Below are 26644 nucleotides of genomic sequence, written 5' to 3'. Positions count from 1 at the left end.
GAGTCAGGGCAGGTTGGGGGAGTAGGCCTTCGAGGTCCCCTTCGTTGCCTCGATGCGGTGGTGGACGCTCGGGTGGATCTCGTCGCCAGGCTGGATGACCCGGTTGCTCCAGCCACCAGCGAGCGCCCAGGCGCCGGAGTTGGGGTGGATGGCGCCCAGCGCCAGATCCTCCGGGACGGGCTTGTCGTAGGCCCGTTTCATCAGTCGCTTGTAGGCAGCCTCGTCCACCTTCAGCCCGGCGGTGGCGGCCTCGCGCACCATCCAGTCGAACGCGATGTCCGACAGCGCGTGGTCGTCCTCGAACTGTCCGCCGACGTCGCTGTGCACCCCGGCGAACCACATCTCCCGGAGCTCGCCCTTCGACGCGGCGACCAGCTCGGGGTCGAAGCGGTAGACCGGGAACGGCCGGCGCCGCTCGTCGATTGCCATGGCGTGCCTGGCGGTCTGGACGTTCTGGATCTTCGCGGTGAACGGCCACCGAGCCTGCTCGAACCGCGCCTTCCAGTTCAGCCACCCCACCGACTTGACGGTGTCCCACACGCCCAGGAAGCGCACCTGGTGCTGGCTGGTGTCGAAAGCGTGCGGGAACTCCGGTCGGCCGAAGTGGGCGGTGAACTCGCGGCGGACCTTCCAGAACGCCTTCTCCTGCTCGGGGGTGGCGTCGTCGTCCCCCTTCTTCGCGTAGAGCTTGAGGGCGTAGGGGGTGAGGTTGCCGGCGCCGACCCGGAGCAGCCCCACGGTGCGCAGCATCCCCGTCAGTGCGCGCGCGGTGTAAGCGCCGCGAGAGAAGCCGAAGACGTAGACCTGGTCGCCAGGCAGCCAGTGCTCGCTCAACCAGCCGTAGGCCTCCTCGATGTTGTCCTTGATCCCGAAGCCGATGACCAGCCCCGCCCACCGGGTCATCCGCCGGCCCATCGGGGTCGCCGCTCCCCGTGCACCCATGGTGCCCACTCCCGGGTCGTAGAAGACCAGCTGTTCCTCGGACTTCAGGGCCACCTGGAACATCCGTGCGACGTTCGTGGTCCCGGTCTCCGGTTCGTTGCTGGTGCCGTCGAGGCAGAGCACGAGGTTGCGAGGCATGTCAGCTCCTTCTGGTCAGCCCACGAGCACGAATGGTGCCCAGTAGCGTTCGGCGTCCCCACCCAGTGGCGCCGGCAGCTCGTCGTCGTCACGCAGCTCGGGGTCGAGCTCGACGCCACGTCGGGTGCCGGTGGCGGGGCCACCACCACCCAGTTCCACGTATGCCGCCTGCAGTGCGTCGGCGTCCATCGCCCGGACCGCGCGCTGGGCCTCCGCGAGGGCCTCGGCGGGCGGACTCCCCGCCATCAGGTGCTGGTAGAAGGCGTTCATCGTCACCGGGGCGACGGCGTCGTCGACCGGCCAGAGGGACACGACGGCGCGTTGGACGCCGCCCTGGAGCAGGGCGCGGGTCAGGCCGATGACGTCGCCGCCAAGCGTGGCCGTCCCGCGTCCGGTGTCGCAGCCGGTGAGGACTGCGAGGTCGGTCCGGAAGCGCAGCCCGACCAGCTCCGCCACGGTGAGCTCGTCGGTCCCGGCCATCACCAGGGCGGACGCGAACGGCGACAGCTCGTCGACGTGCCCGTGGCTCGAGAGGTGCAGCAGGTCGCAGTCCTCCAGGCGGGCCGCGACAGCGGGCTCTGTCGCTGCCTCGCCCAGGAGCGGGTCGGCCGCGCGCAGGGCGGCAGCCACGGCGACCGCCTCCACGCGGGAGCCGGGCAGCTGGGCCAGCTGCGGCCGGGCGGTCCGGTCGAAGGCGGGGTCGCCGACCACCAGAGGTCGACGGGCGGTGACCCCCTGCGCGCCTGCCGCGGTGACCGCGGCCGGTGCGCTGGCGGCATACGAGACGACGTGGCTCTCGCCGAGTGCTGCACCGCTGAACGGCAGGGCGTGGAACGGCACGAGGTTCAGCGATCCGAACGGGACGACCACCACCCGCTGGTTGCCGTGCAGCTGGGCCGTGAACGGCCCGAGGACGAGCTCGGCGAGCTGCGCGGTCTCTGCCGGGGCCCGACCGTCCGCGCACCCGGCGTGGACGCGCCGCACGAGTTCGGCGACGTCGCGCTCGCGCAGCGTGCGGTGGTGCGGGACGAGCTCGTCGCGGGTCACCGCCCAGGCGAGGAAGTCGTCACCGACGGTCAGGTAGGCCAGCACCACCGTGCCGACCGGCAGGTTGGAGCGAAGCGCGGCGATCCCGGCCGGGGGAGCTGACACGACTCCGCGCAGGAGGCTGCCCGGCTGTGCCGACTCGAGTGCTTGTTCGGCCGCCATCAGCCGACCGTCCGCCTCGTCCAGCCCGGTGAACAAGTCGGTGGTCTCGCGCGAACCGACCACTGCCAGAACGGTTTTGGAGACTGCCGAGTACTCCGCAGCAGCCCGCTGCCAGGCGGCTCGGACCGGGTCGTGAGGTGCAGTCGAGCCGGCCCCGGCGACCAGTCGGCGTACCGATTCGGCCGCGTCGAAGGCGGCCTCGTCGTGGCCGAGGCGCTGCTCGGCGAGGGCGACCGTGGCATAGAGCGCCACGACGTCGGGTTGGTCGCACGCGTCGAGCCGGTCTGGATCGCGCAGGACCCCCGAGACCAGGCCCTCGAAGGCGACCATGCCCGCCCGTGCCGAGTCCCGCGCCGCCGCAGCATCCCCCTGTGCCAGGCGCAGCTCCGCGACGGTGAGCAACGAGACCCAGTCGTCGAGCGACCGACCAGCGGCGCGGAGCCGGTCGAGGCAGGCCTGCGCCGCGTCGACCTCGCCGACGCGCACCCACATCGACAACAAGAGGTCGTCGGCGAGCCCAGCGGCAGTCGTGCGCAAGGCGGCCGCGGCCTCGTCACGGCGGTTGGCCTGGTAGAGCGCGAGGGGCAGCAGGTAGGGCTCGACCTGCGGCCGCTTCGCCCGCGTCACGGCCTCCTCGAACCACCGCTGCGCCTCACCCGTCAGCCCGGCCTGCTCACTCGCGGTGGCCCGCGCCAGGGCGACGATCACGTCGATCATGTCGAGCTGGCTCCTGGCCATCTCGAGCTGCACCCGCACCATGAGCTGCACCGCCCGCTCCGACACGGCTGCAGAATCCTCGAGCGAGCCGTCCTGTCGCATCGCCGCGATGGCGGCCTGGAGGCCCTCCATGTCTCGGGGGACCGGGCCGTCGGCCGGGCCGAGCTTGGTCGACATCGCCGCGTGGGCTGCGGCCAGGCCGTCTCGCAGCGTCTGCATGCGGTCGGCCGTGAGCCCTGCGGCGGCCCCGCGCGCTCGCGCCCGGTAGGCCTGCACCATCACGAGCGAGGCCTCCAGCTTCTGCGCGAAGCCGAAGTCGTCGGTGGCGTCGGTGTCCGCGAACCGGTCGGCGAAGGCCCGCTCGAGGCGCAGCAGCGCGTTGGCCGAGAGGTTGAGCCGCGCCTCCACCTGCGCGATCGCGGTGTGCAGCGTGTCAGAGGGCACTGCGCTGTCGGTCGAGACCAGCTGCACGGCAGCCAGGTAGGCGACCCGGGCCCGCGCCGCGCTGCCCGCCTGCTGCCACGCATCGCCGCACCGCTGCAGCAGTCGACCCAGTCCGACGCACCAGCTGCGGCTGCCGACGGTGTCGGCCCAGCTGAGCAGGTCGGCGACCGGTCCGTGCGTGGGTGGGTGCCATCCGCCGCCGAGGTCGAGCTGGTGCTGCCCGAGCAGCCCCTCGTCGATGTCTGCGACCAGCGTGTGCACGGCCGCGAGGTGGTATGCCGCGGAGTCGCCGGACCGAGCTGCCTCACCCAGGGCCGCGGCGAGCCGTGCTCGCTTGGCGGGCACGTCACCGCTGGCGCGGGCGAGGACAGCGCGCCGCAGGGCCAGGGCGCTGCGGAACCGAGGCAGGTCGAAGCCCTGGAGCAGCTGCTCGGCCTGGTCCCAGGCCGCTGCCGCCCGCGGCAGGTCGCTCACCCCCAAAGGGCTCGGCACGTTCTGCGGCGCGAGGTCCCAGCCGAGCGCCTCCGGTGAGGAGCCGGGAGCGGCGGCCCAGTCGCCCTCGGCGAGGAAGGTCAGCGCCAGGCGCGGTGAGTCGCCGAGGGACTGAGCCTGCTGGCGTGCGCCCTCGAGCAGCGCGGCGTGCCCGGGGTCGCCCGCGCGGCGGTGCAGGTCGGCGCCGGCGAGGAAGGTCCACTGCACCAGGGCGGGCTGTCCGGTGGCCTGGGCGTACTGCGAGAGCCAGCCGAGGTACTGGTCGCCCTGGCCGACCGCCTGCTGCACGCCGGGCATCGCGCCCATGCGCATCGACAGCTCGACCAGCGTGCGAGGCGTCCGGAGTCCGTTGGGCCCGTAGGCCGTCAGCATCTCGGTGCCGCCCTCGACCGGGTCCTGAGTCGGCCGTGGTTGGACGAACGCCCCGTCGGGGTCGAGCCCGACCTCCGCGCCGACGTCGCCGGGGTACCAGTTGCGGTCGAGCTGCCGCGCCCAGGCGGTGAGCGCAGCCGTGGTGCGGCCGGGTGGCGCGCCCTGCAGGAGGTCCAGGGCCCGCCGTGGCTCCCCGTGCAGCAGCGCGGTGAGCGGGCCGTCGAAGGCCGGGTTGCCAGTCAGGGCGGGTGGCACGTCCAGCAGCTCCTCGCGCAGGAGCGAGGTGGTCATGCCCGTTCCTCCAGCTCCAGGACGATGCCGTCGCCGGGGGTGGTGGGGTAGCGGACGTCGTAGCCGTACCTCGCCCTGAGGTCGGAGTCGGCCCAGCGTCGGGTGCGGGCGTTGTCGTAGTTGAACCAGAGGGTCGGGCCCGGTGGCGCATGCAGCACCACCCGGGCGACGGCCTGGTCGTCGGGGTGGTGGAACAGGTCGCCGTTGCTGGACACGACGTAGTGCCGCGCGGGCGCGGCCGCGACCAGGGCCCTGAGGACATTTCCCTTGCTGCCGTGGTGCGGCAGCTTGAACGCGTCCACCGGGAGCGAGTCCAGCCCGCGCGCGGCGGCGACACCCTTGAGCCCTGCGCCGAGGACGGTGCCGTAGGCGTCCGCACCCAGCACGAGACTGGCTCCCCGGTGCTCGACCAGGAGCGCAATGCTGGCCCCGTTGGGGACCGAACCGTCCTTGCCGGTCGCCGCGTCGGCGAGTGGCTCCAGGTCGCTGAGCGGGGGCGGGGTGTCCACCCCGAGGTCGTCCGCGGGGCCGCGGCGCGCGTCGTCGAGGGCGGCGGCCCACAGGGTCGCCAGTGCGGTGAGCCGCTTGGTCGTGGGGGAGAGGACCGTGATCCGGGGCCCGTCCGGCACGACGTGCTCGAGGTAGCCGCCCTCCTCACCCGTGTCGATCGCCCCACCGCCGAACGCCGCGTTCCACCGCGCAGCCGGCCCGGTCCCGGCCCGCGCTGCCGGGCCCGCGAGCGCCGCAATCACGCTCTCGCCCTGGGCGACGCTGCGGGTGGTGCCGAGACCCGGCAGGTGTGGTCGACCGTTGAACCAGACGTCCGCCGCATGAGCCGCCAGCGGACTCTGGAGGTAGGGGATCATCCCGCCGATGTGGTCGCTGTCGATGTGCGTGATGACCGCCACGTCGAGCCGCGGGTCGGGGGCGAGGCGGGCCTCGAGCAGCGGCCACGTGTCGGGTGGGCCGCCGTCCAGGAGCATCCGCCACGGCTCGGCGCCGTCGCGCAGGCACTCCACCAGGAGGCAGTCTCCTTGGCGGGCAGGCAGCACCTCGAGCCGGATGGCGGTCGCCATGACACGACGGTAGGGCTGCAGGTCGCGCCGCGACAGGGATATCGACCCACACCATTGGCACGAAGTAGCGGTGCGCCGGCGACTTCCGGCCAGCCATGCGGCATACCAAGGCTCCTGGAGGCTCGCGGCGCGGCACCTCTGGCCAGAAGTGCCACGTGCGCTGTCGCAGGGTGGGCGGCGCGGCACTCGTGGCCAGAAGTGCCATGCGCGCTGTCGCATGGTGGGCGGTGCGGCGCCGGGCTCGGCCCGCACGGCAGAATGGCCGGGTGACCTCCCCAGCAGTCCTCGACCCGGCCATCGCGGCGCGCCTCAAGCGCGACGCGCAGGGACTCGTGGCGGCGATCGTCCAGCAGCACGACACCGGTGAGGTGCTGATGCTGGGCTGGATGGACGACGAAGCACTCCGCAGGACGCTCGGCGAGGGCCGGGTGACCTTCTGGTCGCGCAGTCGCGAGGAGTACTGGCGCAAGGGCGACACCAGCGGCCACGTGCAGCACGTCCGCTCCGTGGCGCTCGACTGTGACGGCGACGCCCTGCTGGTGCGGGTCGACCAGGTCGGCGGCGCCTGCCACACCGGTGACCGCACCTGCTTCGACGCCGGTGACCTCGGTGCCACCGTGGGGGCACCGTGACCGACGTCAGCCCCGACCTGTCCTTCGGGACGACCTGGCCGAACCTCGAGACCTTCCAGATCCTCGCCAAGGACCGCCGGGTCATCCCGGTCGTGCGCCGGTTGATGGCCGATGCCGAGACGCCGGTCGGGCTCTACCGCAAGCTGGCGAAGGACGCCCCGGGCACCTTCCTGCTCGAGTCGGCGGAGCACGGCGGCGTCTGGTCGCGCTACTCCATCGTCGGGGCCGCGAGCCGCGCGACGCTCACCGAGCGCGACGGCCGGGCGCACTGGGTGGGGGAGCCGCCGGTCGGCGTCCCCACCGACGGCAACCCCCTGGAGGCGTTGCGCGACACCGTGGCCGCCCTGGCCACCGAACCCGTCGAGGGACTGCCGCCGTTGACCGGTGGCATGGTCGGCGCCATCACGTATGACGCGGTGCGGCGCTGGGAGAAGGTGCCCGCCACCGTGCCCGACGAGCTGGGTCTGCCCGAGATCTCGATGATGCTCGCGACCGACCTCGCGGTGCTCGACCACTCCGACGGTTCGGTCCTCCTGGTCGCCAACGCGGTCAACTACGACGCCACCGACGAGCGGGTCGAGGACGCCTGGGCCGACGCGGTCACGCGGCTCGACAGCATGACCAGCGACCTGGCGGCAGACGCTCCCTCGACCGTTGCCACCGTCGACAGGGCAGCGTTCTCGGCTGCCCACGAGCAGGTGCGCAGCAACATCACGCAGGCCGACTTCGAGGAGATGGTGGAGCAGGCGAAGGAGGACATCCGGGCCGGTGAGGTCTTCCAGGTCGTGCTGTCGCAACGCTTCTCGACGCCGTGCCCCGCTGACGCCCTCGACGTCTACCGGGCCCTGCGGTCCTCGAACCCCAGCCCCTACATGTACCTGCTGCGACTCCCGCTCGCTGACGGCACGGCCTACGACGTCGTCGGCTCGTCGCCCGAGGCGCTCGTCAAGGTGACCGGCCGCCGGGCCATCACCCACCCGATCGCCGGGTCCCGCCCCCGGGGCAAGACGCCCGAGGACGACCAGCGGCTCGCCGACGACCTCCTCGCCGACCCCAAGGAGCGCGCCGAGCACGTGATGCTGGTCGACCTGGGCCGCAACGACCTCCAGCGCGTCTGCGCGGCCGGCACGGTCGACGTCGTCGAGTTCATGAACGTGCGCCGCTACTCCCACGTCACCCACCTCGAGTCCACCGTGGTCGGTGACATCCGCCCCGACCAGTCCGCCTACGACGTGCTGGTCGCGACGTTCCCGGCCGGCACCCTCTCGGGCGCCCCGAAGCCGCGGGCGCTCAGCCTGATCGAGCACTACGAGCCCAGCCGTCGCGGGGTCTACGGCGGCGTCGTCGGCTACCTGGACTTCCACGGCGACCTCGACATGGCCATCGCCATCCGCACCGCCGTGATCAAAGACGGCACCGCCCACGTGCAGGCAGGCGCCGGCATCGTCGCCGACTCGGTGCCGACGTCGGAGTTCGAGGAGACGGTCAACAAGGCCGCCGCAGCCCTGCGGGCCGTCGCCACGGCCGGTGCGCTGAGGACCGTCGAGTGAGGCGCCTGACGTCCAAGCTCGCCGTCGTCGTCCTCGCCCTCGTCGGAGCGGGGGTGCTGCTCGCCAGTGGCGGGAGGGTCTGGGTCAGCGGCACCGTCGACGACGCCGTCCTGGGTGCCAGCCGGATCTCCGGCACCGGCACCGAGGTCGCGTCGGGAGTGGTCGCCCTCGCCCTCGTGGGCGCCGCGGCAGCCCTGGCCAGCGCCACGAGCGGGGCGGTCGTGCGTCGGGTCACGCTGGTCGTGCTCGCGCTGGCAGGGGTCGCGGAGGCCGTGGTCGCTGCGCGGGTGTCCCTGTCTCCCGAGGTCCCGCTCGGAGCCATCGCTGCGAAGGCGGCCGGGCGGACCGGCTCGATCGAGACGCACGCGACCGTCACGGCCTGGCCCTGGGTCTGCGTGGCCGCGTCCCTCCTGATGGTGCTGGCGGCTGTGGCCGGCTGGATCGGCGCGGCCCGTTGGCGCGGCCTAGGGGCGCGCTACGAGGCGCCGACCACGTCGGCAGGGGCGCGCGGACAACGGGTGGCCACCGACTGGGACCGGCTCGACGCGGGTGACGACCCCACGCTGCGCGACGGAGCCTCCGGCACCTGACAGAATGACCGAGAGCACGACCGAGCCCGATCGAGCACGAACCCCACGACCAGCAGGAGCCAAGACGATGGTGGCAGAGCACGAGATCCACGAAGACCATGGACACAGCGTTGCCGCGTGGACCGGTGTCGCCGTCATCCTCGTGGGGTCCGCCCTGGCGGCGTGGGGCGTGGCGATCGCCAGCACCACCGTCTTCGTCATCGGCATGGTCATCTGCGTCATCGGCGCGGTGGCCGGCAAGGTCCTCTCGCTCGCCGGCTACGGCGCGACCACGCTCGACGGCCCGGACACCCCCGACAGCAACAAGCCCGAGGTCGGCGTCAAGTAACCGCGCCCCACACCGGGAGCTGTTCGTCCACCGGCTGACCCCTGCACCGGTCTCCCAGTCACGCTGGTTAGCCTGTGGCCATGCCCACCGTGCTCGACGACATCGTTGCCGGCGTCCGCGAAGACCTCGCTGACGCGCGAGCCCTCGTCGACCGTGAGCGGGTCGAGCAGCTGGCCGCCGCCGCAGCCCCGGCCCTCGACGCCGAGTCTGCGCTGCGCGCACCCGGCCTGGCACTGATCGCAGAGGTCAAGCGGGCCAGCCCGAGCAAGGGCGCCCTCGCCACCATTGCCGACCCGGCCGCCCTCGCCACCGAGTACGAGGCGGGCGGAGCCACCGCGGTCAGCGTGCTCACCGAGCGCCGCCGGTTCAAAGGTTCGCTCGACGACCTCGACTCGGTGCGCAAGGCGGTCCGGATCCCCGTGCTGCGCAAGGACTTCATCGTCGACGACTACCAGCTCTTCGAGGCGCGGGCGCACGGTGCCGACCTCATCCTGCTCATCGTCGCGGCCCTGGAGCAGGACGACCTCGAGCGGATGCACGGGTTGGCCCGCGAGCTCGGCATGACCGCCCTGGTCGAGGTGCACGACGAGGACGAGACCCGTCGGGCGGTCGACGCCGGCGCCACCGTGATCGGCGTCAACGCCCGCAACCTCAAGACCCTCGCCGTCGACCCCGACACCTTCGGCCGACTCGCACCCCTCATCCCCGACACGACCGTCAAGGTGGCCGAGTCCGGGATCGGCGGGCCGGCCGACGCCGCCCGCTTCGCGTCCGAGGGGGCCGATGCGGTCCTCGTCGGCGAGGCGCTGGTGCGCGGCGCGGACCCGCGTCGTGCGGCACACGACCTGATCGCGGCGGGAGCCACAGCATGACCGGACTGACCCCCGAACCCCTGGCCCGTCCGGGTCGCTTCGGCGACTTCGGTGGCCGCTACGTGCCCGAGGCACTGATCCCCGCGCTGGAGGAGCTCGACGAGGCGCGCCGCAAGGCGATGGTCGACCCCGAGTTCATGGGCGAGCTGGAGCGGCTGCACCGCACCTACACCGGTCGCCCCAGCATCATCACCGAGGTGCCGCGGTTCGCCGAGCACGCCGGCGGGGCCAGGATCATCCTCAAGCGCGAGGACCTCAACCACACCGGGTCCCACAAGATCAACAACGTCCTGGCGCAGGCGCTGCTCACCAAGCGGATGGGCAAGACCCGGGTCATCGCCGAGACCGGCGCCGGCCAGCACGGCGTGGCCACGGCCACCGCAGCGGCGCTGATGGGCCTCGAGTGCGTCATCTACATGGGCAAGGTCGACACCGAGCGCCAGGCCCTCAACGTCGCCCGCATGAAGATGCTGGGCGCCGAGGTGGTCGCGGTCCCGACGGGCAGTGCGACGCTGAAGGACGCCATCAACGACGCCCTGCGTGACTGGGTCACCAACGTCGGCCACACCCACTACATCCTCGGCACGGTCACGGGGCCGCACCCGTTCCCCGAGATGGTGCGCGACTTCCACCGGGTCATCGGCGTCGAGGCGCGCAGCCAGGTGCTCGACCTCACCGGCCGCCTCCCCGATGCCGTGATCGCCTGTGTCGGTGGGGGATCCAACGCGATGGGCATCTTTCACCGGTTCATCGACGACGCCGAGGTCCGGCTGATCGGCGTCGAGGCCGGGGGAGAGGGCGTCGAGTCCGGGCGCCATGCCGCGCGGTTCGCCTCCAGCTCACCGGGGGTCCTGCACGGCACGTTCAGCTACCTCATGCAGGACGACGACGGCCAGACCCTCGAGTCGCACTCGATCTCGGCTGGCCTCGACTACCCGAGCGTCGGCCCGGAGCACGCGCACCTGCGCGACACCGGGCGTGCCGAGTACCGCTACGCGACCGACGAGCAGACGATGGAGGCGTTCCAGCTGCTCTGCCGCACCGAGGGGATCATCCCGGCGCTCGAGTCGGCCCATGCCCTCGCCGGGGCGCTCGAGGTGGGTCGCGAGCTCGGGCCCGACGCGCTGCTGCTGGTCAACCTGTCCGGGCGGGGCGACAAGGACATGCACACCGCCGCCGAGTGGTTCGGTCTCCTCGACGACGCCGACGAGACCCTGCCGGAGGGCACCGCCGACGAGCCGCTCGCCGAGGGCGACGGGAGGACCCAGCTGTGAGCACGACGACCACCGGGATCGGCGTCGGCGCGGTGCTCGAGCGCTGTCGCGCGGAGAACCGCGCCGCCCTGGTCGGCTACCTGCCGGTCGGCTTCCCGTCCGTCGAGGGCTCGATCGCGGCGATGGTCGCGATGGTCGAGGCGGGTGTCGACATCGTCGAGGTCGGCATCCCCTACAGCGACCCGCTCATGGACGGGCCGGTGATCGCCTACGCGGCCGACCAGGCGCTCAAGCGCGGCGTGCACGTCGCCGACGCGTTCGCGGCCACGCAGGCGGTGCGCGACGCGGGTGCGCCGCCGTTGGTGATGTCCTACTGGAACCTCATCCTGCGGCACGGACCGGCCGCCTTCGCGCGCGACCTCGCGGCCGCCGGGGGAGCGGGCATCATCACGCCCGACCTCATCCCCGACGAGGGCGGCGAGTGGATCGCGGCCAGTGACGAGACCGGTCTCGACCGCGTCTTCCTCGTCGCGCCCAGCTCGACGGAACAGCGGATCGCCGCCGTGACGGCCCAGTGCCGCGGCTTCGTGTATGCCGTGTCCCACATGGGGGTGACCGGTGCCAGGACGTCGATGGGCGACGCAGCAGCGGTGATCGTCAACCGCACCAAGGCGTTGACCGACAAGCCGGTCTGCGTCGGCCTGGGCGTCTCGGGTCGGGAGCAGGCCGCCGAGGTGGCCGCCTACGCCGACGGCGTGATCGTGGGTTCGGCGCTGGTGCGCTGCCTCACCGAGGCCGATGACCTCGAGTCGGGGATCGCCTCATTGCGTGCGCTCGTAGGTGAGCTGTCCGAGGGCGTCCGGGGCGGTCGCTGACGTGAGCCGACGGACCACGCGCCGCGTCCTCGACGTCATCGGTCTCCTGCTGAGGCTGGTCCTCGGTGGCGTCATCTTCGTGGCCGGCCTGCTCAAGGTCGGCCACCTCGAGACCTCCGCGCGCTCGGTGCGGGCCTACCAGATCCTCGACTACGACCTGGCCGGCTATGTCGGCTACGCCCTGCCCATCCTCGAGGTCGCGATCGGCGTGCTGCTCGTGCTCGGGCTGTTCACCCGGTTCAGCGCCTCGATCGGTGGCTTCCTGATGGTGGTCTTCATCCTCGGGATCGCGTCGGCGTGGTCGCGTGGGCTGTCGATCGACTGCGGCTGCTTCGGCAAGGGGGGAACCATTGACGCCTCCCAGACGCAGTACCCACAGGAGATCGCCCGCGACGTCGGGTTGCTCGCCTGCGCCGTGTGGCTGATGGTGCGACCTCGCACCGCCGTGAGCCTCGAGCGCATCCTGTTCCCCGACTTCCACGGAAGGCACCCCGCATGACCAGCAGCAGCGCCAGCCGCAAGGCCAAGATCCAGGCAGCCGCCCCCAGGGGTGGCGTGCGTGGCGGCTCGGGCCGGGGTGGCGGTGGCGGGGCGAACCGCGTCGTCGTGGCGACCGTGGTCGTGGTCGTCGTGCTCGCTGCAGTCGTGACCGCGGTGATCCTGGGCAGCCAGGGCAAGAAGGAAGCCACCACCTCGGGTGGCTCGAACCTCCCCAAGAACGTCGCTGCGATGGGTGCCGGGATCGTCGTCAACCCCGGCGCCCCCGCGAACGTGCCGACCCTCGATCTCTACGAGGACTTCCAGTGCCCGGTCTGCGCGCGGTTCGAGGAGATCTTCGGGCTGCAGATCGTCGACATGGTCAAGGCCAACCAGGTGAAGCTGGTCGCCCACCCGTTGTCGTTCCTCGACGACAACCTGCGCAACGACTCGTCCAACCGGGCGGCCAACGCCGCCGCCTGCGCTGCCGACGCGGACAAGTTCCTGCAGTACCACGCGGCCACCTTCACGGGGCAGCCCAAGACCGAGGGGGCCGGCTACACCGACGCCCAGCTGCAGAACTTCGCCACCCAGGCGGGCCTGTCCGGCGCCGCCATGACGACGTGGCAGCAGTGCTACTCGGCGAAGTCGCACAACCAGTGGGTGGAGTCCGTGCAGACCCAGTCCGAGAAGGACGGCGTGAACGGCACCCCGACCGTCAAGCTCAACGGCAAGGCCGTCGACCTCGGTGGTCTGACCCGCGACAAGCTCGCCGCCGAGGTCAAGGCCGCGACGAAGTAGGGCGCGTGGACGTCCACTCACTGAGACCAATGGAATGACTCTCTGTGACTGTGCATGACTACCGATGACCAGCACGATCAGGCTAGGTGACTGGAAGTCTTGCGGCTAGCCTCCCGCAGCATGACCTTCATCGCCAGAAAAACAGTCAGTCGACCTCTCCTGCTCGTCCTCATCGCCACGGCAGCGCTATTGGGTGGCCTGCCACAGTCAGCCGACGCGCTGGGCTCGGGCAAGTTTCCCTGGCGCGGGGACGACGCGAACCGCACCGTCTACTACTACTACGGCAGCGGCGGGACGACTGGCTCGCTCGCCTACGCGTCGACAACAGCCACCGGGAAGAGCTGCCTGCTGTACGTCAAGCGGGTCAGGACGAAGATCGCCCTCCCCAATGGGAGCTACGGGACCCACGCGTCCCTGCTGGGGCAGTGCAGCTCCGGTGTGGACATCTCACGCGGTGGCTACTCGGTCTTCCAGATCAAGTCCACCCACACGCTGGAGAAGTGGAGCGGCGCCACGTACAACTATGTCCTCTGAGGTGCAGGTGGCCTGCGGTCCAGGCGGCAACGGCGGCACCGGCGGCACCGGCGGCACCGGCGGCACCGGCGGCACCGGCGGCACCGGCCACGGCCGGCCCACGGGGTGGCTCGTCGCCGCGTCGCTCGCGGTGGTCGGGGTCGCTGGCTGCACGTCAACCAGCCCTGCCCCGCCCGCCACGCCTCGAGCCGTGGCGACGTACACCGATCCGAGCGCGTACCGGATCGGTGAGAGCCGGCTGCGACAGCTGGTCGACGGGCTCGACCCGACCTCGCCGCAGCGGGTGATCCTCGCCGACCGGCGAGTCACCCGCGCCGAGCTGGACCAGGCGTTCGCGGCATACCGCGGCTGTGTCGAAGCGGCCGGCCTCAGGTTGACCTCGTCGGCCTGGGACCCCGTGACGAACACCCAGCGGATCCTGACCTACGCACCGCAGGGCGCAGGCACCCCGACGACCGGCCCGACGGGTGGCACCGCCGAGGACACGTGCGACGAGGAGTACTGGTTCCCGGTCTCGGCGATCTATGCCGCAGACACGCCGCCCCACCTGAGTCCGGACCTGGCCGAGGCGGTCGTGTCCTGCATGCGAGGCCGCGGCTACGACGTCCGTCGCAGCACCAGCTTCGGGGACGTGGTGGGAGCCGTGGGTGGGCATGCGGCCGGGCGGCGGGTCGAGGCCGGGCGGGCCTGCCTGTCCGCCGTCCTGCCGCGCCTCTATCCGGACCTCCCGTACTACCCACAGCCCTGACGGGTAGCCTCCAGAACCGTGACCGCCTCCCTGCCGAGCTCGCTGCCCAGCCCGACCTCGGGGGTCTGGCACCTGGGACCGTTCCCGCTGCGCGCCTACGCGCTGTGCATCCTCGCGGGCATCGTGGTCGCCGTCTGGATCACGGGGCGTCGACTGGTCGACCGTGGGCACGCCAAGGAGAAGGCCGTCGACATCTCGGCGTGGGCGGTGCCATTCGGCATCATCGGCGGGCGGATCTACCACGTCATCACGACCCCGGAGCCCTACTTCGGCGCGGGCGGCCACCCGATCAAGGCGCTCTACATCTGGCAGGGCGGCCTCGGCATCTGGGGCGCCATCGCGCTCGGTGCGCTGGGTGGGTGGATCGGGGCACGGCGTCACGGCGTGCCGTTCCTCGACTACATCGATGCGGCGGCCCCCGGGGTGGCGATCGCGCAGGCGCTCGGCCGCTGGGGCAACTGGTTCAACAACGAGCTCTACGGCCAGCGCACCGACGTCCCCTGGGGACTGACCATCCACGAGTGGGACCAGGCCGCCGGCCACGCGGTGCGTGACGCCAACGGCAAGGCGATCGTGCTGGGCACCTTCCAGCCGACCTTCCTCTACGAGTCGCTCTGGTGCCTGCTGCTGGCGCTGTTCCTCGTCCTGGCCGACCGCCGGTGGGCCTTGCGCAAGGGGCAGCTCTTCGGCCTCTACGTCGTCGGCTACCCGCTGGGCCGGATCGTCTTCGAGCTGATGCGCAGCGACACCGCCAACCGGATCTTCGGCGTCCGGGTCAACGTGTGGACGAGCATCCTGGTGTTCCTCCTCGGGCTTGCCATCGTCTGGTTCGGGAGGCGCCGCGAGGTGGCGGTCCTGCGAGAGCCGGCGTCTCAACATACGGAATAGCCAGGCTCACATGGCGGGACAAACGGACCACCGGCTATCCTCCTTGCAGCCGTGGCCAAGGCCGTCCACGCGCGTGAACATGGTGTGCCCAACTTGGGTTCCACAACGCACTTGACCCCCCAAGGACGGTGACCCGAACGTGACTCCTGCGCGCTTCTCCGCCCAGCCCGCCGACACGGGCCTCTACCGCCGCGAGCACGAGCACGACGCCTGCGGCGTGGCCCTCGTGGCGACGATGAGGGGGAGCGCCGGCCACGACATCGTCGAGCACGCGCTGACCGCCCTGCGCAACCTCGACCACCGCGGCGCCACCGGCGCCGACCCGCTGGTGGGCGACGGCGCCGGCATCCTCACCCAGGTCCCCGACGCGTTCTTCCGCGCCGTCGTCGACTTCGACCTCCCGGTCAACGGCGCGTATGCCGTGGGCACCGCCTTCCTGCCCGCGGACGAGACCGAGCGGGCCGAGGTCGTGGCCCGCATCGAGGCCCTCGCCGCGGAGGAGGGGCTCACCGTGCTCGGCTGGCGCGACGTCCCCGTGGCTGCCGACCTCGTCGGGCAGGCGGCGCGCGACTGCATGCCGTTCTTCCGCCAGCTCTTCGTGTCGGCCTCGGTCGGCCGGATGGTCGGCCTGGGCCTCGACCGGCTGGCGTTCTGCCTGCGCAAGCGCGCCGAGCGGGAGACCGAGGTCTACTTCCCGTCGCTGTCGTGTCGCACCCTGGTCTACAAGGGCATGCTGACGACCGGACAGCTCGAGCCGTTCTTCCCCGACCTGTCGGACCGCCGGTTCGAGACCCAGCTCGCCCTGGTGCACTCCCGGTTCTCCACCAACACGTTCCCGAGCTGGCCGCTGGCGCACCCCTACCGGCTGATCGCGCACAACGGCGAGATCAACACCGTCAAGGGCAACCGCAACTGGATGAGTGCCCGCGAGAGCCAGCTGGTCTCCGACGTTATCCCGGGCGACCTCGACAGGCTCTTCCCGATCTGCACCCCCGAGGCGTCCGACTCGGCGTCCTTCGACGAAGCGCTCGAGCTGCTCCACCTCGGTGGTCGACCGCTCCCGCACGCCGTGCTGATGATGATCCCGGAGGCGTGGGAGAACAACGAGGAGATGGACCCGGCTCGTCGGGCCTTCTACGAGTTCCACTCGACCTTCATGGAGCCGTGGGACGGCCCGGCCTGCGTCACCTTCACCGACGGTTCGCTGATCGGGGCGGTCCTCGACCGCAACGGCCTGCGCCCGGGGCGCTACTCCGTCACCGACGACGGCCTGGTCGTGCTCGCCTCCGAGTCGGGGGTGCTCGACCTCGACCCGACCCGCGTGGTGCGCAAGGGCCGGCTGCAGCCCGGCCGGATGTTCCTCGTCGACACCGAGCACGGCCGGATCGTGTCGGACGACGAGGTGAAGTCCTCGCTCGCCGCGCAGCACCCCTACGACGAGTGGCTGCACGCCGGCCTGATCCATCTCGACGACCTGCCCGAGCGCGAGCACATCGTGCACACGGCGGCCTCCGTCGCGCGTCGCCAGCAGACCTTCGGCTACACCCAGGAGGAGCTCAAGATCCTCCTCGCCCCGATGGCCCGCACCGGGGGAGAGGCGCTCGGCTCGATGGGCACCGACACCCCGATCGCGGTGCTCTCCGACCGTCCGCGGCTGGTCTTCGACTACTTCACCCAGCTCTTCGCGCAGGTGACCAACCCGCCGCTCGACGCGATCCGCGAGGAGCTCGTGACCTCGCTGGGCACCGTCATCGGGCCCGAGGGCAACGCGCTGTCGGCCGGTCCGGCCCACGCACGCCAGGTCGTCCTGCCGTTCCCGGTGATCGACAACGACCAGCTCGCCAAGATCGTCCACGTCAACGCCGACGGCGACCTGCCCGGCTATGCGACCCACGTCGTGCGCGGCCTCTACGACGTCACCGGCGGCGCTGCCGCCATGACCGCCCGGCTCGAGGAGATCTTCGCCGAGGTGTCGGCGGCGATCGCCGAAGGAGCGCGCTTCGTCGTCCTGTCCGACCGCGACTCGGGCCGCGACGATGCGCCGATCCCGTCGCTGCTGCTGACCTCGGCCGTCCACCACCACCTCATCCGGGAGAAGACCCGCACCCTGGTCGGGCTGGTCGTCGAGGCCGGTGACGTGCGCGAGGTCCACCACGTGGCCCTGCTCATCGGGTACGGCGCGGCGGCCGTGAACCCCTACCTCGCCATGGAGTCCGTCGAGGACCTCGTGCGCTCGGGCGCGATCGAGGGCGTCACCCCCGACCAGGCGGTCAAGAACCTGATCAAGGCGCTCGGCAAGGGCGTCCTCAAGGTGATGTCCAAGATGGGCATCTCGACGGTCGCGTCCTACCGCGGCGCCCAGGTCTTCGAGGCGCTCGGCCTCTCCCAGGAGCTCGTCGACCGCTACTTCACCGGCACGGTGAGCCAGCTCGGGGGCGTCGGGCTCGACGTCCTGGCGGCGGAGACCGCGGCCCGGCACGCGGCGGCATACCCGCCCGACGGGGTGCGGCTCCCGCACCGCAAGCTCGGGGTGGGCGGTGAGTACCAGTGGCGCCGCGAAGGCGAACCGCACCTCTTCGACCCCGACACGGTGTTCCGCCTGCAGCACTCCACCCGGCAGCGGCGCTACGACATCTTCAAGCAGTACACCTCGCGCATCGACGAGCAGTCGGAGCGGCTGATGACCCTGCGCGGGCTGTTCGAGCTCGGGGGGTCGTCACCGCGCCAGCCGATCCCGATCGACGAGGTCGAGCCGGTCAGCGAGGTCGTCAAGCGGTTCAACACCGGGGCGATGTCCTACGGCTCGATCAGCAAGGAAGCCCACGAGACGCTGGCCGTGGCCATGAACCGGCTCGGTGGCCGCTCCAACACCGGCGAGGGCGGCGAGGACGTCGACCGGCTGATGGACCCCGAGCGGCGCTCGACGATCAAGCAGGTCGCCTCGGGCCGCTTCGGCGTCACCTCGCTCTACCTGACTCAGTCGGGCGACATCCAGATCAAGATGGCGCAGGGTGCCAAGCCCGGCGAGGGTGGCCAGCTGCCCGGCCACAAGGTCTACCCGTGGATCGCCACGACCCGGCACTCGACGCCGGGAGTCGGCCTGATCAGCCCGCCGCCGCACCACGACATCTACTCGATCGAAGACCTCGCCCAGCTGATCCACGACCTCAAGAACGCCAACCCCGAGGCCCGGATCCACGTGAAGCTGGTCTCCGAGATCGGGGTCGGGACGGTCGCGGCCGGGGTCTCCAAGGCGCACTCCGACGTGGTGCTCATCTCCGGCCACGACGGCGGCACCGGGGCCTCCCCCCTGACCTCCCTCAAGCACGCCGGCGGACCCTGGGAGATCGGCCTCGCCGAGACCCAGCAGACGTTGGTCCTCAACGGGCTGCGCGACCGCATCGTCGTGCAGTGCGACGGCCAGCTCAAGACCGGTCGTGACGTCGTCATCGCGGCACTGCTCGGCGCGGAGGAGTTCGGCTTCGCGACCGCGCCGCTCGTCGTGTCGGGCTGCATCATGATGCGGGTCTGCCACCTCGACACCTGCCCGGTCGGCATCGCCACCCAGAACCCCGAGCTGCGGTCCCGCTTCTCCGGCAAGCCCGAGTTCGTCGAGACCTTCTTCGAGTACGTCGCAGAGGAGGTGCGAGAGCACCTCGCGGCGCTCGGCTTCCGCAGCGTCGAGGAGGCCATCGGCCAGGTGTCGGCGATCGACGCCACCAAGGCCGTCGACCACTGGAAGGCGGCCGGTCTCGACCTCGCGCCGATCTTCACCGAGGTCGAGAGCCCCGACGGCTCGGGACGGCGCAACACGACCACCCAGGACCACGGGCTCGAGAAGGCGCTCGACCACCACCTCATCACCATCGCCCGCGAGGCGATCAACGACGGCACCCCGGTGACCGGCGAGGTGGCGGTGCGCAACGTCAACCGCACGATCGGCACCCTGCTCGGCCACGAGGTCACCAAGGCCCACCCCGACGGCCTGCCCGACAACACGATCGACCTGACCCTCACCGGCTCGGCTGGCCAGTCGCTCGGTGCGTTCCTCCCGCGCGGCGTGACGCTGCGGCTGCTCGGCGACGCGAACGACTACGTCGGCAAGGGCCTCTCCGGTGGCCGGGTCGTCGTGCGGCCCGACCGTGCCGCCCCGCTGCAGGCCGAGACGAACGTCATCGCCGGCAACGTGATCGGGTATGGCGCGACGACCGGGCAGCTCTTCCTGCGCGGCCTGGTGGGTGAGCGGTTCTGCGTCCGCAACTCGGGCGCGACCGCCGTCGTCGAGGGTGTCGGCGACCACGGCTGTGAGTACATGACCGGCGGGACGGTGCTGGTCCTCGGTCCGACCGGCCGCAACTTCGCGGCCGGCATGTCCGGGGGAGTGGCCTACGTGCTCGACCTCGACATCGACCGGGTCAACCCCGAGCTGGTCGACGTCTCCGCGCTCCGTCCCGACGACGAGACCGTGGTGCAGCAGCTGCTCGCCCAGCACGTGGAGGAAACCGAGTCGCCAGTCGCCGCAAGGCTGCTCGCGGAGTGGGAGACCGAGAAGTCGCGGTTCACCCTGGTCCTGCCGCGTGACTACCAGCGCGTCCTCGACGTGCGCGCCGCCGCTGAGGCGGAAGGACTCGACATCAACGGCTCCGAGGTGTGGGAGCGGATCATGGAGGCCTCCCGTGGCTGACCCCCAGGGCTTTCTCAAGACGCGTGAGCGCGAGCTGCCGGTCCGGCGCCCCGTGCCGGTCCGCATCAAGGACTGGAAAGAGGTCTACGAGGAGCAGGAGCTCGGCCAGCTGCAGCGTCAGGCGGGTCGCTGCATGGACTGCGGGATCCCGTTCTGCCACAGCGGTTGTCCGCTCGGCAACCTGATCCCGGAGTGGAACGACCTTGCCTGGAAGGGTGACTGGCGCGAGGCCATCGAGCGGCTCCACGCGACCAACAACTTCCCGGAGTTCACTGGGCGGCTCTGTCCCGCGCCCTGCGAGACGGCCTGCGTGCTGGGGATCAACCAGCCCGCGGTGACGATCAAGCAGATCGAGGTCACCACCATCGACCGGGCCTTCGACGCGGGCTACGTGCAGCCCCAGGCGCCCGAGCGGCTGTCGGGCAAGACCGTCGCCGTCGTCGGCTCCGGCCCCGCGGGGCTGGCTGCCGCCCAGCAGCTCACCCGCGCCGGCCACACCGTGGCCGTCTACGAGCGCGCCGACAAGCCGGGCGGGCTGCTGCGTTACGGCATCCCCGAGTTCAAGATGGAGAAGTCCGTCCTCGACCGCCGGATCGCCCAGATGGAGGCCGAGGGCACCCGCTTCCGCAGCGGGGTCGATGTCGGTGGCGACGTCACCGGCAAGCAGCTGCGCGACCGCTACGACGCCGTCGTGCTGGCCATCGGGGCGACCGTGCCGCGTGACCTGCCGGTGCCCGGGCGCGAGCTCGACGGCGTCATGCAGGCGATGGACTTCCTGCCGCCGGCCAACCGCGTCGCGCTCGGCGAGACCGTCGAGGGTCAGGTCACCGCCGAGGGCAAGGACGTCATCGTCATCGGTGGTGGCGACACCGGCGCCGACTGCATCGGCACCTCGCACCGTCAGGGCGCCCGGTCGGTGACGAGCCTCGAGATCATGCCGCGGCCGGGCGAGGAGCGGGTCACCGGTCAGCCCTGGCCGACCTACCCGATGATCTTCCGGGTCGCCTCCGCGCACGAGGAGGGCGGCGACCGCGTGTACGCCGCGTCCACCAAGGAGATCCTGGGTGAGGACGGCAAGGTCGCCGGCATCCGCGTGGTCGACGTGCGCATGGAGGACGGCCGGTTCGTCGAGGTCGAGGGCACGGAGCGGGTGCTGCCCGCCCAGCTGATCCTGCTGGCGATGGGTTTCCTCGGTCCGCAGGGGCCGGGCGTGGTCGAGCAGCTCGAGGTCGAGCTCGACGAGCGCTCGAACGTCAAGCGGGACAAGGACTACATGTCGTCGGTGCCCGGCGTCTTCGTCGCCGGTGACGCGGGTCGTGGCCAGTCGCTCATCGTCTGGGCGATCGCCGAGGGCCGGTCCGCGGCCGCCGGTGTGGACCGCTTCCTGACCGGCGCCACGGCCCTGCCGCGGCCGATCAACCCGACCGACCGACCGCTCATCGTCTGACCCCTCTCGCACTTCTGGCCACCCACGCGCGGTGGGCCGCCCTCCGGGTGGTGAGCACGCGGCATACGTGGCCGGAAGTGGGGAGGACGTGGTTGTCCGCAGGGTGACCGCGGTCACGTTCCGCCGAGGTCGACCGATAAGGTCGATCACATGCGTCGCGCCAAGATCGTCTGCACACTGGGCCCGGCTGTATCCACCCCCGAGAGGATCCGCCAGCTCGTCGACGCGGGGATGGATGTGGCCCGCCTCAACCTCTCGCACGGCGAGTACTCCGACCACGAGAAGATCTACCAGGAGATCCGCAAGGCGAGTGACGAGACGGGTCACGCGGTCGGCGTGCTGGTCGACCTGCAGGGTCCCAAGATCCGCACGACCCGGTTCAGCGGCGGTCCCGTCGACCTGGCCAACGGCGCCGAGTTCACCATCACGACTCGTGAGGTCGACGGCTCGGCCACCCAGGTCGGCACGACCTACAAGGGCCTGCCCGGTGACGTCAGCCCCGGTGACCTCCTCCTCATCGACGACGGCAAGGTCTGCCTCCAGGCGACCGAGGTCAGCGACACCGACGTGAAGTGCGTCGTGACCGTGGGGGGCACGGTCTCCAACAACAAGGGCATCAACCTCCCCGGCGTCGCCGTGTCGGTGCCGGCCCTGTCCGAGAAGGACAAGGAGGACCTGCGCTGGGCCCTGGGGCTGCGGGCCGACATGATCGCGCTGTCCTTCGTGCGTTCCGCGGCCGACCTCGACGACGTGCACGCGGTGATGGACGAGGTCGGGGTGCGCCTGCCGGTGATCGCCAAGATCGAGAAGCCCCAGGCGGTCGACAACCTCGTGGAGATCATCGAGGCGTTCGACGGGGTGATGGTGGCCCGGGGCGACCTCGGCGTGGAGCTGCCGCTCGAGGAGGTGCCGATCGTCCAGAAGGAAGCCATCGAGATCGCGCGCCGCAACGCCAAGCCCGTCATCGTCGCCACCCAGGTGCTCGAGTCGATGATCGAGAACCCTCGTCCGACCCGTGCCGAGGCCTCCGATGCCGCCAACGCCGTGCTCGACGGCGCCGACGCACTGATGCTGTCCGGCGAGACCAGCGTCGGCGCCTACCCGATCGTCGCGGTGCAGACGATGGCACGCATCATCGAGAGCACCGAGGAGCACGGCCTCGAGCGGATCCGTCCGCTGGGCACCCGGCCGCACACCATGGGTGGTGCCGTGTCGGCCGCTGCCGTCGAGATCGGCGAGCTGCTCGGCGCGAAGTTCCTCATCACCTTCAGCCAGTCCGGTGACACCGCCAAGCGCATGTCTCGCATCCGTCCGCGCATCCCCATGCTCGCGTTCACCCCGGAGCCGCACACCCGGTCGCGGCTCGCGCTGGCCTGGGGCATCGAGACCTACCTCGTCCCGATGGCCCGGCACACCGACCAGATGGCCCAGCAGGTCGACAAGTCGCTGCTCGCCAGCGGGCGGGCGCAGGAGGGCGACCTCGTCGTCATCGTCGCCGGCTCGCCGCCCGGCATCCCCGGCTCCACCAACGCGTTGCGGGTGCACAAGATGGGCGACGCCATCAACAAGGTCGCACCCGCCTACGAGGACCTCGCCGACTGACTGTCGTCCGCCGGTTCGATGTGAACGCGCCCGGAATCCCCGGCGTGTTGACATCGACCCGGGCTCTGGTCGGGCGTCACCCGCCGCCTCGATATGCTGGGCGCCGCTGAGCCGAGGTTCAGTTCAGCCGAAGTGGTGGAATGGCAGACACGGAGCACTCAAAATGCTCTGCTCGAAAGGGCGTGCGGGTTCAAGTCCCGCCTTCGGCACCAGGGTGATCCGCTGCGGACGCATCTGCGGTGAGCTCTCCTCCGGAGACCGCGGTGATCTGCGGTCAAGCGATGGTCAATGTTTCGCCCGCTTTTCCCAGTCACCGGCAGTCACTAGGTGACTGGCCTTCTGTTGCCTACCTTCCTCGAACCGGTCCGCGTCCGGACCGCGAGAGATGGGGAGCGACGGAGTGTCGAAGCGACTGAGGGGCGCCGTGGCGTGCGTCCTCACGGCGATGCTGGCACCGGCAGCGACGGTGTGGACGGGCGAGTCGCCAGCCGAACCGCCAGCCGAGCCCGGCAAGGTGCGGGAGTGACGACGGCTGCGCGTCCGGGCTAGCGTCGCCCGTGACCCATTGCCAGACCGCAGCGGAGGTGGCCCGTGCCGGGATCACGAGGCAGCCGTCGACGGCCGGTGTTCGTGCTGCACGAGCACCAGAAGCCGCAGCACCACTTCGACCTGCGGCTCGAGGAGGACGGCGTGTTGCGGTCGTGGGCCGTGCCGCGAGGCCTCCCGACCAGCGCGTCGAAGGACCGGTTGGCGGTCCCCGTGGACGACCACGACCTCGAGCACGCGACCTACGAGGACGAGACGAAGTCGATCGCCGACACCGGGTGGTGGGAGCTCGAGGACCGCACCGAGCGGCGCAGCATCTTCGTCCTCCACGGTCGCGGACCGGCGCGACGCTACGCCCTGGTCACCACCGACCAGGGTGCCTTGCTGCACCTGCTCAAGGACCAGCCCGACGACTGACCTCCCTGCGGAACCTCCGGCGCAGCAACGGTGCAGACTGGTCGCGGACGACCCGACCCACCACCCAGGAGAGCCGACCATGAACCAGCCGCGCGCGGCATACCTCGTCTCGGGGGTGCGCACCCCCATCGGCCGGTATGCCGGCGGGCTGGCGCCGGTGCGCCCCGACGACCTCGCGGCGCACGTGGTCCGCGAGCTGGTCGCCCGCCACCCGGCCGTCGACTGGGCCCGGGTCGACGACGTGGTCCTCGGGTGCGCCAACCAGGCTGGCGAGGACAACCGCAACGTGGCCCGGATGGCGGTGTTGTTGGCCGGCCTGCCCGTGGAGGTGCCCGGCACCACGGTCAACCGGCTGTGCGCCTCCGGCCTCGACGCCGTCGGGGCGGCGGCGCGGGCGATCGTGGCCGGTGACGCCGACCTCGTCGTGGCCGGGGGTGTCGAGTCGATGAGCCGGGCGCCGTTCGTGCAGCCCAAGGCGGCCACGCCGTTCGCGCGGACCGCCGAGATCTACGACACCACGATCGGCTGGCGCTTCGTCAACCCGGCGATGAAGGCGGCCTACGGCGTGGACTCGATGCCCCAGACGGGTCAGAACGTCGCCGACGAGCACGGCATCAGCAGGGAGGACCAGGACGCCTTCGCGCTGCGCTCGCAGGAGCGGGCCGCCAAGGCTGTGGCGAACGGGCGGCTGGCCCGCGAGATCGTGCCGGTGAGCATTCCGCAGCGCAAGGGCGACGACGTCGTCGTGGCCCGGGACGAGCACCCGCGCGAGACCTCGGCCCAGGCGCTGGCCGGCCTCCGGCCGCTGTTCGAGGGCGGTTCGGTGACGGCGGGCAACTCCTCGGGCGTCAACGACGGTGCCGCCGCCGTCCTCGTCGCGTCGGGTGAGGCGGTCGAGCGCTACGGCCTGACCCCCCTCGCCCGCGTCGCGGGCACGGCGGCTGCCGGCGTGCCGCCGCGGGTGATGGGCATCGGTCCGGTGCCGGCGGTCCGCAAGCTGCTCGACCACACCGGTGTGTCCCTGGCCGACGTGGGCTCCATCGAGCTCAACGAGGCGTTCGCGTCGCAGGCGCTGGCCGTGCTGCGCGGACTCGGCATCGCCGACGACGCCGAGCACGTCAACCCGCACGGTGGTGCCATCGCGCTCGGCCACCCGCTCGGGATGAGCGGCACTCGCCTCGCCCTGACCGCGGCGATGACCCTGGCCGACGAGGGGCTGGACCACGCGATCGCCACGATGTGCGTCGGGGTGGGGCAGGGGGCGGCGATGCTGCTCTCGCGTCCGTGACGCAGGGCCGGGCCCGTCCACCCGGACCACTCCGCAACCTGCCGTTAACGCACGTCCCCTAGGCTCGTCGGGTGAGCGACACCTCTGACACGACGGCGACACCGACGACCGCGAAGGCCCAGGCTGCTGGGTCGTCCCCTTCCACCGGAGCCACCCGCATCCTCGTGGCCGAGGACGAGGCCCTGATCCGGCTCGACCTGGCCGAGATGCTCGTCGAGGCGGGCTACGACGTGGTCGGACAGGCCAGCAACGGTGAGCAGGCCGTCGAGATGGCCACCGAGCTGACGCCCGACCTGGTGATCATGGACGTCAAGATGCCCGTCATGGACGGCATCACCGCCGCCGAGCAGATCGGTGCGGCCCGCATCTGCCCCGTGGTGATGCTCACCGCGTTCAGCCAGACCGAGCTGGTCGAGCGGGCTCGCGACGCCGGGGTGATGGCCTACATCGTCAAGCCCTTCACCGCGTCCGACCTCGCGCCCGCGATCGACATCGCCCGGCACCGCTGGACCGAGGTCAAGGCGCTCGAGCAAGAGATCAGCGACCTGGGGGAGCGGCTCGAGACTCGCAAGGCGGTCGACCGGGCCAAGGGCGTGCTGATGAAGAAGCTCAAGATCAGCGAGGCCGAGGCGTTCCGCTGGATCCAGAAGACGGCCATGGACCGCCGGCTCGGCATGCGTGAGGTCGCCGACGCCGTGGTGGCCGGGATGGACAAGGCCTGAGCGTGGCCGGCGGAGGTGCCGGGGCTGCGGCCGGCGGAGGTGCCGGGGCTGCGGCCGGCGGAGGTGCCGGGGCTGCGGCCGGTGGGGGCGCCGGGGCCGCGGGTGGCGGGGGAGACGCCAGCGACGTCGTGGTGCGCGCGGCCGAGCCGGCCGACGCCGCGGTGCTGGCCGAGGTCGCGGCGGCGACGTTCGCGCTGGCCTGCCCGCCGCACGTGACCCAGCAGTCGATCGACACCTTCATCGCGGACGTGCTGTCCCGCACCTGCTTCGAGCGCTACCTGGCCGACCCCCAGCGCGACCTGTTCCTCTCCGAGGCTGATGGCCGGGTGACCGGGTACGCGATGGTGGTGCACGGCGAGCCCGCCGACGCCGACGTGCGTGCGGCGCTGACGCTGCGGCCCACGGCCGAGCTGAGCAAGATCTACGTCCTGCCCGACCAGCACGGGGCCGGCACCAGCCGGTTGCTGATGGCGGCGTCCGTCGAGGTCGCCCGGGCCCGCGGGGCCGCCGGGGTCTGGCTGGGGGTCAACCAGCTCAACGAGCGGGCCCAGCGGTTCTACGCCAAGAGCGGTTTCGTCATGGTCGGCACCAAGCGGTTCCTCGTGGGGGAGCGCTACGAGGACGACTTCGTCTTCGAGCGCCCGGCCTGACCCCCGCAGGCGAGTCCGCGCGGACGTCGTGAAACCATCTCAAAGCGGCGGATCGGCGCCGACCCGCGGTGTAACAGCCATGGAACGACGAGAGCGAC

22 protein-coding genes and 1 tRNA gene are annotated in these 26644 nt (G+C 71.5%); 20 read left to right on the top strand and 3 right to left on the bottom strand.

Going from position 1 to position 26644, the window contains the following annotated elements:
• Window positions 1–3: 3 nt before the first annotated feature.
• The 3 genes from BLQ34_RS06090 to BLQ34_RS06080 are packed head-to-tail and all read right to left on the bottom strand — an operon-like array spanning window position 4 to window position 5681.
• Window positions 4–1080: a DUF2235 domain-containing protein gene (locus BLQ34_RS06090; protein ID WP_091782889.1), complete on the bottom strand. Its 1077-nt coding sequence runs from the start codon at window positions 1078–1080 to the stop codon at window positions 4–6.
• 15 nt (window positions 1081–1095) lie between these two features.
• Window positions 1096–4605: a CHAT domain-containing protein gene (locus BLQ34_RS06085; RefSeq protein WP_091782887.1), complete on the bottom strand. Its 3510-nt coding sequence runs from the start codon at window positions 4603–4605 to the stop codon at window positions 1096–1098.
• Window positions 4602–5681, bottom strand: a complete 1080-nt coding sequence (locus BLQ34_RS06080) for an MBL fold metallo-hydrolase (RefSeq protein WP_091782884.1) — start codon at window positions 5679–5681, stop codon at window positions 4602–4604. Before BLQ34_RS06080 ends, BLQ34_RS06085 begins: the two co-directional genes overlap by 4 nt.
• Window positions 5682–5947: 266 nt before the next feature.
• Between BLQ34_RS06080 and hisI the strand changes: the two genes are divergently transcribed.
• The 20 genes from hisI (at window position 5948) to BLQ34_RS05975 (ending at window position 26546) form a co-directional block, all read left to right on the top strand.
• Window positions 5948–6313 carry a phosphoribosyl-AMP cyclohydrolase gene (hisI, locus tag BLQ34_RS06075; RefSeq protein ID WP_231961471.1) on the top strand — a complete coding sequence of 122 codons (366 nt, stop codon included), beginning with the start codon at window positions 5948–5950 and terminating at the stop codon, window positions 6311–6313.
• Entirely contained in the window at window positions 6310–7863 is a 1554-nt protein-coding gene (locus tag BLQ34_RS06070; RefSeq protein ID WP_091782879.1) for an anthranilate synthase component I, read from the top strand. Before hisI ends, BLQ34_RS06070 begins: the two co-directional genes overlap by 4 nt.
• Window positions 7860–8453: a Trp biosynthesis-associated membrane protein gene (locus BLQ34_RS06065; protein ID WP_091782876.1), complete on the top strand. Its 594-nt coding sequence runs from the start codon at window positions 7860–7862 to the stop codon at window positions 8451–8453. The genes BLQ34_RS06070 and BLQ34_RS06065 overlap by 4 nt, the downstream gene beginning before the upstream one ends.
• 67 nt (window positions 8454–8520) lie before the next feature.
• The gene (locus BLQ34_RS06060) at window positions 8521–8781 is read left to right on the top strand and encodes an HGxxPAAW family protein (RefSeq protein WP_197674778.1); all 261 of its coding nucleotides are present in this window, start codon (window positions 8521–8523) and stop codon (window positions 8779–8781) included.
• Between the two features lie 80 nt (window positions 8782–8861).
• Window positions 8862–9653 (top strand): indole-3-glycerol phosphate synthase TrpC, encoded by a 792-nt coding sequence (gene trpC, locus BLQ34_RS06055; protein WP_091789392.1) that lies wholly within the window; start codon window positions 8862–8864, stop codon window positions 9651–9653.
• On the top strand, window positions 9650–10927 hold the full coding sequence (gene trpB / locus BLQ34_RS06050) for a tryptophan synthase subunit beta (RefSeq protein ID WP_091782873.1): 1278 nt from the start codon (window positions 9650–9652) through the stop codon (window positions 10925–10927). Before trpC ends, trpB begins: the two co-directional genes overlap by 4 nt.
• Window positions 10924–11742, top strand: coding sequence for a tryptophan synthase subunit alpha (gene trpA / locus BLQ34_RS06045; protein ID WP_231961470.1), 819 nt, complete (start codon window positions 10924–10926; stop codon window positions 11740–11742). Before trpB ends, trpA begins: the two co-directional genes overlap by 4 nt.
• A 1-nt stretch (window position 11743) precedes the next feature.
• Window positions 11744–12241: a MauE/DoxX family redox-associated membrane protein gene (locus BLQ34_RS06040; RefSeq protein ID WP_091782870.1), complete on the top strand. Its 498-nt coding sequence runs from the start codon at window positions 11744–11746 to the stop codon at window positions 12239–12241.
• Window positions 12238–13020 carry a DsbA family protein gene (locus BLQ34_RS06035; RefSeq protein ID WP_091782868.1) on the top strand — a complete coding sequence of 261 codons (783 nt, stop codon included), beginning with the start codon at window positions 12238–12240 and terminating at the stop codon, window positions 13018–13020. The genes BLQ34_RS06040 and BLQ34_RS06035 overlap by 4 nt, the downstream gene beginning before the upstream one ends.
• A gap of 120 nt (window positions 13021–13140) precedes the next feature.
• Window positions 13141–13554, top strand: coding sequence for a hypothetical protein (locus tag BLQ34_RS18710; RefSeq protein ID WP_157692917.1), 414 nt, complete (start codon window positions 13141–13143; stop codon window positions 13552–13554).
• On the top strand, window positions 13544–14302 hold the full coding sequence (locus BLQ34_RS06025) for a hypothetical protein (RefSeq protein ID WP_157692916.1): 759 nt from the start codon (window positions 13544–13546) through the stop codon (window positions 14300–14302). Before BLQ34_RS18710 ends, BLQ34_RS06025 begins: the two co-directional genes overlap by 11 nt.
• 18 nt (window positions 14303–14320) lie before the next feature.
• Complete coding sequence (lgt, locus tag BLQ34_RS06020; RefSeq protein WP_231961469.1) at window positions 14321–15190, top strand: prolipoprotein diacylglyceryl transferase; 870 nt, start codon at window positions 14321–14323, stop codon at window positions 15188–15190.
• 139 nt (window positions 15191–15329) lie between these two features.
• Window positions 15330–19874, top strand: coding sequence for a glutamate synthase large subunit (gene gltB, locus BLQ34_RS06015; protein ID WP_091782860.1), 4545 nt, complete (start codon window positions 15330–15332; stop codon window positions 19872–19874).
• The gene (locus BLQ34_RS06010) at window positions 19867–21321 is read left to right on the top strand and encodes a glutamate synthase subunit beta (protein ID WP_091782858.1); all 1455 of its coding nucleotides are present in this window, start codon (window positions 19867–19869) and stop codon (window positions 21319–21321) included. The genes gltB and BLQ34_RS06010 overlap by 8 nt, the downstream gene beginning before the upstream one ends.
• Window positions 21322–21471: 150 nt before the next feature.
• Complete coding sequence (gene pyk, locus BLQ34_RS06005) at window positions 21472–22923, top strand: pyruvate kinase (RefSeq protein ID WP_091782855.1); 1452 nt, start codon at window positions 21472–21474, stop codon at window positions 22921–22923.
• A gap of 126 nt (window positions 22924–23049) precedes the next feature.
• A tRNA-Leu gene (locus tag BLQ34_RS06000) sits at window positions 23050–23135 on the top strand.
• Between the two features lie 379 nt (window positions 23136–23514).
• Entirely contained in the window at window positions 23515–23886 is a 372-nt protein-coding gene (locus BLQ34_RS05995; RefSeq protein ID WP_231961468.1) for a DNA polymerase ligase N-terminal domain-containing protein, read from the top strand.
• 79 nt (window positions 23887–23965) lie between these two features.
• The gene (pcaF, locus tag BLQ34_RS05990) at window positions 23966–25174 is read left to right on the top strand and encodes a 3-oxoadipyl-CoA thiolase (protein ID WP_091782849.1); all 1209 of its coding nucleotides are present in this window, start codon (window positions 23966–23968) and stop codon (window positions 25172–25174) included.
• Window positions 25175–25245: 71 nt separating this feature from the next.
• On the top strand, window positions 25246–25896 hold the full coding sequence (locus BLQ34_RS05985; RefSeq protein WP_091782846.1) for an ANTAR domain-containing response regulator: 651 nt from the start codon (window positions 25246–25248) through the stop codon (window positions 25894–25896).
• Between the two features lie 2 nt (window positions 25897–25898).
• A complete protein-coding gene (locus BLQ34_RS05975) occupies window positions 25899–26546 on the top strand; it encodes a GNAT family N-acetyltransferase (protein ID WP_331712531.1) in 648 nt (215 codons plus the stop codon).
• Window positions 26547–26644 lie beyond the last annotated feature (98 nt).

This window comes from Pedococcus dokdonensis, from assembly GCF_900104525.1.
GTDB lineage: Bacteria > Actinomycetota > Actinomycetes > Actinomycetales > Dermatophilaceae > Pedococcus > Pedococcus dokdonensis.
The sequence above is the reverse complement of the archived record's forward strand: the minus strand, read 5'-3'. Positions and strand labels throughout refer to the sequence as shown.

Coding starts and splice junctions, on each gene's coding strand:
- trpB (WP_091782873.1), top strand. CDS start 9,650: ATGACCGGACTGACCCCCGAACCCCTGGCCCGTCCGGGTCGCTTCGGC.
- BLQ34_RS06060 (WP_197674778.1), top strand. CDS start 8,521: ATGGTGGCAGAGCACGAGATCCACGAAGACCATGGACACAGCGTTGCC.
- BLQ34_RS06035 (WP_091782868.1), top strand. CDS start 12,238: ATGACCAGCAGCAGCGCCAGCCGCAAGGCCAAGATCCAGGCAGCCGCC.
- BLQ34_RS18710 (WP_157692917.1), top strand. CDS start 13,141: ATGACCTTCATCGCCAGAAAAACAGTCAGTCGACCTCTCCTGCTCGTC.
- BLQ34_RS06085 (WP_091782887.1), bottom strand. CDS start 4,605: ATGACCACCTCGCTCCTGCGCGAGGAGCTGCTGGACGTGCCACCCGCC.
- BLQ34_RS06025 (WP_157692916.1), top strand. CDS start 13,544: ATGTCCTCTGAGGTGCAGGTGGCCTGCGGTCCAGGCGGCAACGGCGGC.
- trpC (WP_091789392.1), top strand. CDS start 8,862: ATGCCCACCGTGCTCGACGACATCGTTGCCGGCGTCCGCGAAGACCTC.
- BLQ34_RS06090 (WP_091782889.1), bottom strand. CDS start 1,080: ATGCCTCGCAACCTCGTGCTCTGCCTCGACGGCACCAGCAACGAACCG.
- BLQ34_RS06080 (WP_091782884.1), bottom strand. CDS start 5,681: ATGGCGACCGCCATCCGGCTCGAGGTGCTGCCTGCCCGCCAAGGAGAC.
- pyk (WP_091782855.1), top strand. CDS start 21,472: ATGCGTCGCGCCAAGATCGTCTGCACACTGGGCCCGGCTGTATCCACC.
- pcaF (WP_091782849.1), top strand. CDS start 23,966: ATGAACCAGCCGCGCGCGGCATACCTCGTCTCGGGGGTGCGCACCCCC.